The following is a 6,266-nucleotide window of genomic DNA, read 5'->3' on the forward strand; positions in this document are numbered from 1 at the left end:
CGAACTGGCCCCTGGAATCCCTACGCCTGCAGACGCCCCAATCGAACATGACGGCGCAATGCATACCGTATCGATTCCCACAGGAATCCCCATCCCAACTCGCTGCGCATCGAAGCGACTTGTAAGATGTACGGGAGATCCATCAGGAGCCGGGCCACGGTGACGTGATGCCCGGGCAGCCGAACGATGCGGCTGTACCCCCGATAATCCGCCCGGGCAGAATCCCCCAGTAGGATCGCCGCCGCGGTATCGGTACGTGGACGTGGCAGTGCCCCGACGGATCCAATCACGATGGCCGCCTCCCGCGCCTTGGCCAATGAGATGCCCCCGCGCTCCAGCACCCAGAGAGCCTCCATCAGCGATCCCGGAATATTCCACGACGGCTCATCTTCAGAACGGTACACTCGAACCTGAGGCGGCCATGGATATCGTTCGGGCAAAGGGTCGGCATGGACGATCTTCGCCCCGAGCTGACACAGGTCCTCCAGGGATAGATCTCCGGTGATCTGAAGCTCCGTGAGGGAGGTTGGGCCCAGGCCTCGCTGGATCGCCAGCCGAATCCAAGGGACCTCCTGCGGTTCGAACCCGTATAACACGGCTGCGATCAGATCCACGGCGAGCAGGTTGGTGCCGAGGACAAGGATAGAGAGCGGAACAGGCTCGCCCGCGAGCTCGCCCCCCCGATGGAGGACTTGGGTGGCGTCCAACAGGATCAAATCCGGAGGTCGAACCGTTAAGCCATCGACCAACGCCTCCGGCAGGCGGGGATAAGCCTGCAGATGATCCGATGGGGAAAACAGAAACATATGATGTCGTGCGGCGCCAGCAAACCCCAGGAAACCGCTCCCGGTCAATCGGGGCAGCGCAATCAGCATATCCGCTTGGCGAACGACATCCGGCACCTGCAGGCCTTCGGCAGACCGACGACCGAGGGCCTCATCCAGGGGCCACAAGGCGAGCCCATGGCTACGGGCCCACCTAAAATAGCCGGCGCGCTTCATCGCATAACGCGATGGAAAACCGGGAAGGCTGCTGGTCCCCAACTCCAGGGAATTGTCGAAAAACAACACGCGCAAGGATTCTAGAAGCGAGGGCGGGGTAAAGGCATGGGGGGCGAAACGCGGATGGGCCCATGGACAGTGCGGCTGAACGAAGATCCTGCGGTGCCTGGGAACGGTGAGGCCTAGCGCCTCGATGCCTCGCTGAATGGCGTTCCGAAGGGTCTCCGCGGATGCAGCGGGTACATGGGCGATGAAGATCCGCTCCATCAATGCGTCGCCTCAATGAGATGAAATGAAGCGGATTAAATCTTGGTAACCATTCTATAGCATAAGACCCATCTCGGCAAGCGATCATAGCGTCTGAGGGGATTTCGGGGAATGTAGCCATCCCCCCGCAAATCCCTGTGGGAGATGCCGCATGTCGGTCTCACAAAGGGACCTCCCCGGAGAATCGGGGCGTGCGCTTCTCCCGCATGGCCTGCAGACCTTCGCGGGCGTCCGGGAGCATGAAGCCTAGGAACTCCAGGGCGGTGGAGACATCGAAGATCGGACCGGCCACGCGGAACCAGTTGTTGAGGGCGTATTTCGTCCAGCGGATGGCGGAGGCGCTCCCCCTCGCCAGGCGCCGGGCGATCTCTAACGCCACCTCATAGGCCTTTCCGTCCTCCACACACAGGGAAACCAAGCCCAGGCGCTCGGCCTCCTCGCCGGAGAGCGACTCGTTAAGGAGCAGGTAATACTTCGCCTTCGCCATCCCGATCAGCAGCGGCCAGACCAGCGCTGCGTGATCCCCGGCCACCACCCCCAGGCGTACGTGGCCGTCCATCAGGCGGGCGCCCCGCGCGGCCACTGAGATGTCGGCCAGTAAGGCTACGGCCAGCCCCGCCCCCACCGCCGGCCCCTCGATGGCCGAAACGATAGGCTTGCCACAATTGATCATGTTGTAAACCAAATCCCGCGCCTCCTTCCAGACCCGCAAGCAAGCCGCAGGATCCGACATGATTTCCTCAATCAACGTGAAATCCCCTCCGGCGGAGAAAGCGGCGCCGGATCCCCGAACCAGCACCACGCGGGTGGAAGGATCCGCATCGATGTCCCGCCAGACGTAGGTGAGCTCCCGATGGGCCGTCGCATCCAGGGAATTCAGAGTCTCTGGCCGATGAAGGACCACTTCCAGGATCCCCGGCTCAGGCTCCTGGAACACCAGACGCTGATAGGTGGAAGTCCAGGCTCGAATCATTGGGAGCCTCCATTTGGAGGATTTCAGAGGCCACCTCTTTCTTTACCTAATGCTTTGTCCATTTGGGTGGTCTCCCCAAAGGATGTGGGTGATCCAACGGCCTTGCAAATGCGAACAACCCACCCCCTCTGGGGCATCCATGTAGAAGGGCACTCCTTGTGGGTGCCCCTACCCCATTTGGGGTAGCAGAGCCGCGCTCTAAAGGCACGCGGCTCTGCTACCGAGCGGAGCGGTCACCCCAAATAGACAAAAGCACTAACTTTGTAGGAGAAGGGACGAGGGGGATGTAAGACCTCCAGAGCAAGGAGCGATGTTCAATCCCTGCTGTCTCCCGATGTGACGGGATCCAATCCCGTACTACCTCGCTTTCAAGCGCTCCAGGAAATCTTCTCGTGGGGGTTGAAAGACATCGAACACCAAGGTTTCCTCCAGGAATGTCACTTCGTGCTCGATCCCTGATGGGATGTGCACGATTTGCCCCGGGCCGAGCTCCTGTTCTTCCCCCGCCATCCGCAAGCGGAGGCGGCCCTGGAGGACCAAAGTGATCTGCTCGTGGGGATGCGCGTGGGGCGGCACCACGGCGCCTGCAGGCGCCTCGACTCGAACCACCATCACCCGCTCCCCGGTAAAGGGTCGCAGGGTCAGCGCCCCGACGGGGAACCCAGGCAACGTTTCCGTTTGCGCCCACCGCATCACTGTCCTCCGCGATTTGTTCTGTGACAGGAAGTGGAAGCCATCCCAAGTGGACATTCTATGCGTTACGGTTAACGGGGGAGGTTCTCCAGAAGCAGTGCGGCTCGCTTGCGCTCCAGGGCGCCCAACAGGGTCTCATAGGACCGGGTGAAGGCGGCCACCCCTTCCGCCTGCAGACGGTTCAGGATCTCCTCCAGCGGGATCCCCAACCGAGCCAGCGCGGCCAAATCCGCCTCCGCCTCCTCCCATCCCTCCCAGGCCGCCGCTTCAGACACCTGTCCATGATCCTCAAAGGCTTGTAGGGTGGCCATCGGCGCCGTGTTCACCGTATCGGGGGCAATCAACCCTTCCACGTACTTGACATCGGAATAGCTTGGGTTTTTGGTGCTGGTGCTGGCCCACAGAACACGTTGAGCGCGCGCCCCCCGGGCCTGCAGATCCGGGAAAACGGAGGGGAGGAATCGCTCGCGGAAGATCCGATACACCCGGCGGGCCACCGCGAGGGCGATCTTCCCGAGGAGCGCGCGCGCCTCGGGCGTCCCCAAGGATTCCAGCTCGCGATCCACGGCGGTATCGATCCGGCTCACGAAGAAAGAGGCCACGGAGGCCACACCCCGCAGATCCCTCCCGGATTCCGCGCGTCGCCGCAGGCCCCGCCAGTAGGCCTCCGCCGCCGCCTCGTAATGGGCGGGGGAGAAAATCAGCGTGACGTTGACGTTCACCCCTTCGGCGATCAACGCCTCAATGGCCGGGATGCCCGCCGGGGTCGCCGGCACCTTAATCATCAAGTTGGGGCGATCCACCATGCGCCACAGCCGTCGGGCCTCTGCGATGGTCCCCTCGGTGTCATCGGCCAGGTGGGGGGAAACCTCCAAGCTGACAAAGCCGTCGGCCCCCTCCGTCGCCTCATAGACCGGCCGGAGGAGATCCGCCGCCATACGGATGTCCTCGATGGCCAGGGCCTCGTAGAGCGCCACCGAATCGATCTCGGGATCCCGAGCGAGCTCCTTCCGGATCGCGTCATCGTAAGCGGGGCTGGTGGTGATCGCCCGCTCGAAGATGGTCGGGTTGCTGGTCACCCCAGTGACCCCTCGTTCGATCCACCGGGCCAGCTCTCCATCGGTGAGCCATTCACGGCGGATCTCATCCAGCCAGATCGATTGGCCGCGAGCGCGCAGCTCATGTAGAGATGCCATCGTGCGCTCTCCCCCAAACAGGTTGGAGCGTGCAGGACCGCCGCCATCCTGCAGCTCTCGAAACGGTCTTTCGGGGATACGTAGGAGAAGCGCTGGAAGGGAAAGCCTCTTCATCCGAGAATCACCAGCGATGGGGACAACCTGCGGGTTGTCCCCATCGCTGGTGCGTGGCCGCTCAAGCTCGGACGCTGGTCCGGATGGCCTCCAGGGCCTTGGCGTAGTTCGCGGCGACCTGGTCCCAGTTTACCACATTCCACCAGGCCTGAACGTAGTCGGCCCGTCGGTTCTGGTATTTCAGATAGTACGCGTGCTCCCAGACATCCAGGCCCAGCAACGGGATCAGGCCTTCCATCAATGGGCTATCCTGGTTGGGCGTGGAGTGCACCACCAGCTTCCCGAAGGCCGTCATGCTGAGCCAGGCCCAGCCGCTGCCGAAGCGCCCCATCGCCGCCTTGGTGAAGAGGTCTTTGAAGTTGGCGAAGCTGCCAAAGGCCTTCGCGATCGCCTCCGCCAGGGCGCCGCCCGGCTCGCCGCCCCCGCCAGGCTTCATCACGGTCCAGAATAGGCTGTGGTTGGCGTGGCCACCACCGTTGTTCCGCACCGTCTCCCGGATGTCATCGGGGACGCTGGGGAGGTTCCGCAGGAGGATTTCCACCGGCACATCCTGGAGTTCCGGGTATTTCTCCAGGGCGGCATTGAGGTTGTTCACGTAGGCTTGATGGTGCCGGGTGTGATGGATCTCCATGGTCTGAGCGTCGATGTAGGGCTCCAATGCATCATACGGATACGGCAGAGGAGGGAGCGTGTGGGCCATGATGCACCTCCAGAATTTAGGATGAACATCGTTATTTTAATTCGGCGTTGATGAAACATACAAATAAGGGAACGGGGCAAGGCCGGTTCGGTCGCCCATATCCAGCCCCTTGGGTAGATCCGGGAACCAACACCCCACCCCTTGTCTCCCCATGGTCCTTCAGAATGCAGGGGAAAGACGAGGCCACAACGCTGAGGCTGCTCAACCAGCTCCTCCCGCAATGGGCGGGAAGATCCCCACTTCGTCGCCTTCTTGAAGCACCCAATCGGATTCCTGACGGACTCCATTCACGAAGACCACGCGGGCCAGCTCCGGCGGGATCGGCAATCGCTGAATCAATTGTCCGACCGTGGTCCCCTCCGGTATTTCCATCGTAAGAGGGCCGCGTTGCGCATCTGGGATATATTGCCGCAGGATTGCGTAGACTTGCACCTTCACCCGCACGCTTCCCACCTCCTCACATCGGACGAGGTTTGGCTCGCATCATTCGACCCGCGGCCCCATGGGCGGCAGCAAGAGGAGAGGCCAGCCGTTCTTCCGCCGAATATTCCCAAGGCATCAGCAATATAATAATGCCATATTGCGCGGAAACACTCCCAACCGATCCCCATCCTGAACCAGCCGGGACCGAGCCTGATAATCATAGCGTCCGTTGATGAATATGTTGCTCACCTCACGCTCGGGGTCGATACCGATCTCCCGAAGCACATCGGCGACCGTTAACCCCGGGCGGTACGGAACCCATACAACGGCCTCCTCACGAGGGTCTGTTTTCCCAGCGTAGCGTCGAAGATCCCCATAAAGACGAACCTCAATCATCGCGTCGGCTCCACCAGTCGTGATCATGCCGGTTCGCGCGGGGCGCGAGGGGCAAACAGGCGAATGTGCGGCATGGTCATCGTTCGGGGGAACACCCCTACCCGGTCTCCATCCGACAGCTTTCGACTCAATCCCTCCGGGTCATAAAGACCGTTAATAAAAACATGTCGGGCCTCGTCTGGAGGGACACCCAGCACTTGAAGCGCCTCGGCCACCGTGAGCTCTGGGCGGGCATTCAGGAAAGCGACCGCGTCCTGGGAAGGATCTTCCTGTCCGATATATCGGCGAAGCTCACCATAAAGGTGGATCTCGATCATCGCTCTCAACTCCAGAGAGGAGGAAAAACCTTTCAGGGATCGGGGACTGCTGAGGGCGGTTTCACCCACCCCAAGACGCTCCAGATGCGGAACGGGATGCGTTTGTCCGAAATCCAGCCCAGAAACAGGTCATGTTTCTTGGCGGTTTCCTCTAGGAGGCTTTTAGGGTCGAGCTGCGCGCCGAAG

The 6,266-nt window shown here is 61.6% G+C and carries 8 protein-coding genes; all 8 read right to left on the minus strand.

Annotation, left to right across the window (positions count from 1 at the left end; translation table 11 throughout):
- Positions 1–20: 20 nt before the first annotated feature.
- The 8 genes from ACFMO5_RS01625 to ACFMO5_RS01660 all read right to left on the minus strand — a co-directional run bounded on the left by ACFMO5_RS01625 (position 21) and on the right by ACFMO5_RS01660 (position 6,080).
- On the minus strand, positions 21–1,268 hold the full coding sequence (locus ACFMO5_RS01625) for a DUF362 domain-containing protein (protein ID WP_376791025.1): 1,248 nt from the start codon (positions 1,266–1,268) through the stop codon (positions 21–23).
- 160 nt (positions 1,269–1,428) lie between these two features.
- Positions 1,429–2,241: an enoyl-CoA hydratase/isomerase family protein gene (locus tag ACFMO5_RS01630; RefSeq protein ID WP_376791026.1), complete on the minus strand. Its 813-nt coding sequence runs from the start codon at positions 2,239–2,241 to the stop codon at positions 1,429–1,431.
- A 357-nt stretch (positions 2,242–2,598) separates the two neighbouring features.
- Complete coding sequence (locus tag ACFMO5_RS01635) at positions 2,599–2,934, minus strand: cupin domain-containing protein (protein WP_376791027.1); 336 nt, start codon at positions 2,932–2,934, stop codon at positions 2,599–2,601.
- A gap of 71 nt (positions 2,935–3,005) precedes the next feature.
- On the minus strand, positions 3,006–4,130 hold the full coding sequence (tal, locus tag ACFMO5_RS01640; protein WP_376791028.1) for a transaldolase: 1,125 nt from the start codon (positions 4,128–4,130) through the stop codon (positions 3,006–3,008).
- 175 nt (positions 4,131–4,305) lie between these two features.
- Entirely contained in the window at positions 4,306–4,944 is a 639-nt protein-coding gene (locus tag ACFMO5_RS01645; RefSeq protein ID WP_376791029.1) for a superoxide dismutase, read from the minus strand.
- A gap of 201 nt (positions 4,945–5,145) precedes the next feature.
- On the minus strand, positions 5,146–5,388 hold the full coding sequence (locus tag ACFMO5_RS01650; RefSeq protein ID WP_376791030.1) for a MoaD/ThiS family protein: 243 nt from the start codon (positions 5,386–5,388) through the stop codon (positions 5,146–5,148).
- 114 nt (positions 5,389–5,502) lie between these two features.
- Positions 5,503–5,763: a MoaD/ThiS family protein gene (locus tag ACFMO5_RS01655; RefSeq protein WP_376791031.1), complete on the minus strand. Its 261-nt coding sequence runs from the start codon at positions 5,761–5,763 to the stop codon at positions 5,503–5,505.
- Between the two features lie 23 nt (positions 5,764–5,786).
- Entirely contained in the window at positions 5,787–6,080 is a 294-nt protein-coding gene (locus ACFMO5_RS01660) for a MoaD/ThiS family protein (RefSeq protein ID WP_376791032.1), read from the minus strand.
- Positions 6,081–6,266 lie beyond the last annotated feature (186 nt).

This window comes from Thermoflexus sp., from assembly GCF_042408365.1.
GTDB lineage: Bacteria > Chloroflexota > Anaerolineae > Thermoflexales > Thermoflexaceae > Thermoflexus.

What these genes read in the sequence shown, in the direction of transcription:
- ACFMO5_RS01625 (WP_376791025.1), bottom strand. Translation starts at nt 1,268, where the DNA reads ATGGAGCGGATCTTCATCGCCCATGTACCCGCTGCATCCGCGGAGACC.
- ACFMO5_RS01630 (WP_376791026.1), bottom strand. Translation starts at nt 2,241, where the DNA reads ATGATTCGAGCCTGGACTTCCACCTATCAGCGTCTGGTGTTCCAGGAG.
- ACFMO5_RS01635 (WP_376791027.1), bottom strand. Translation starts at nt 2,934, where the DNA reads ATGCGGTGGGCGCAAACGGAAACGTTGCCTGGGTTCCCCGTCGGGGCG.
- tal (WP_376791028.1), bottom strand. Translation starts at nt 4,130, where the DNA reads ATGGCATCTCTACATGAGCTGCGCGCTCGCGGCCAATCGATCTGGCTG.
- ACFMO5_RS01645 (WP_376791029.1), bottom strand. Translation starts at nt 4,944, where the DNA reads ATGGCCCACACGCTCCCTCCTCTGCCGTATCCGTATGATGCATTGGAG.
- ACFMO5_RS01655 (WP_376791031.1), bottom strand. Translation starts at nt 5,763, where the DNA reads ATGATTGAGGTTCGTCTTTATGGGGATCTTCGACGCTACGCTGGGAAA.
- ACFMO5_RS01660 (WP_376791032.1), bottom strand. Translation starts at nt 6,080, where the DNA reads ATGATCGAGATCCACCTTTATGGTGAGCTTCGCCGATATATCGGACAG.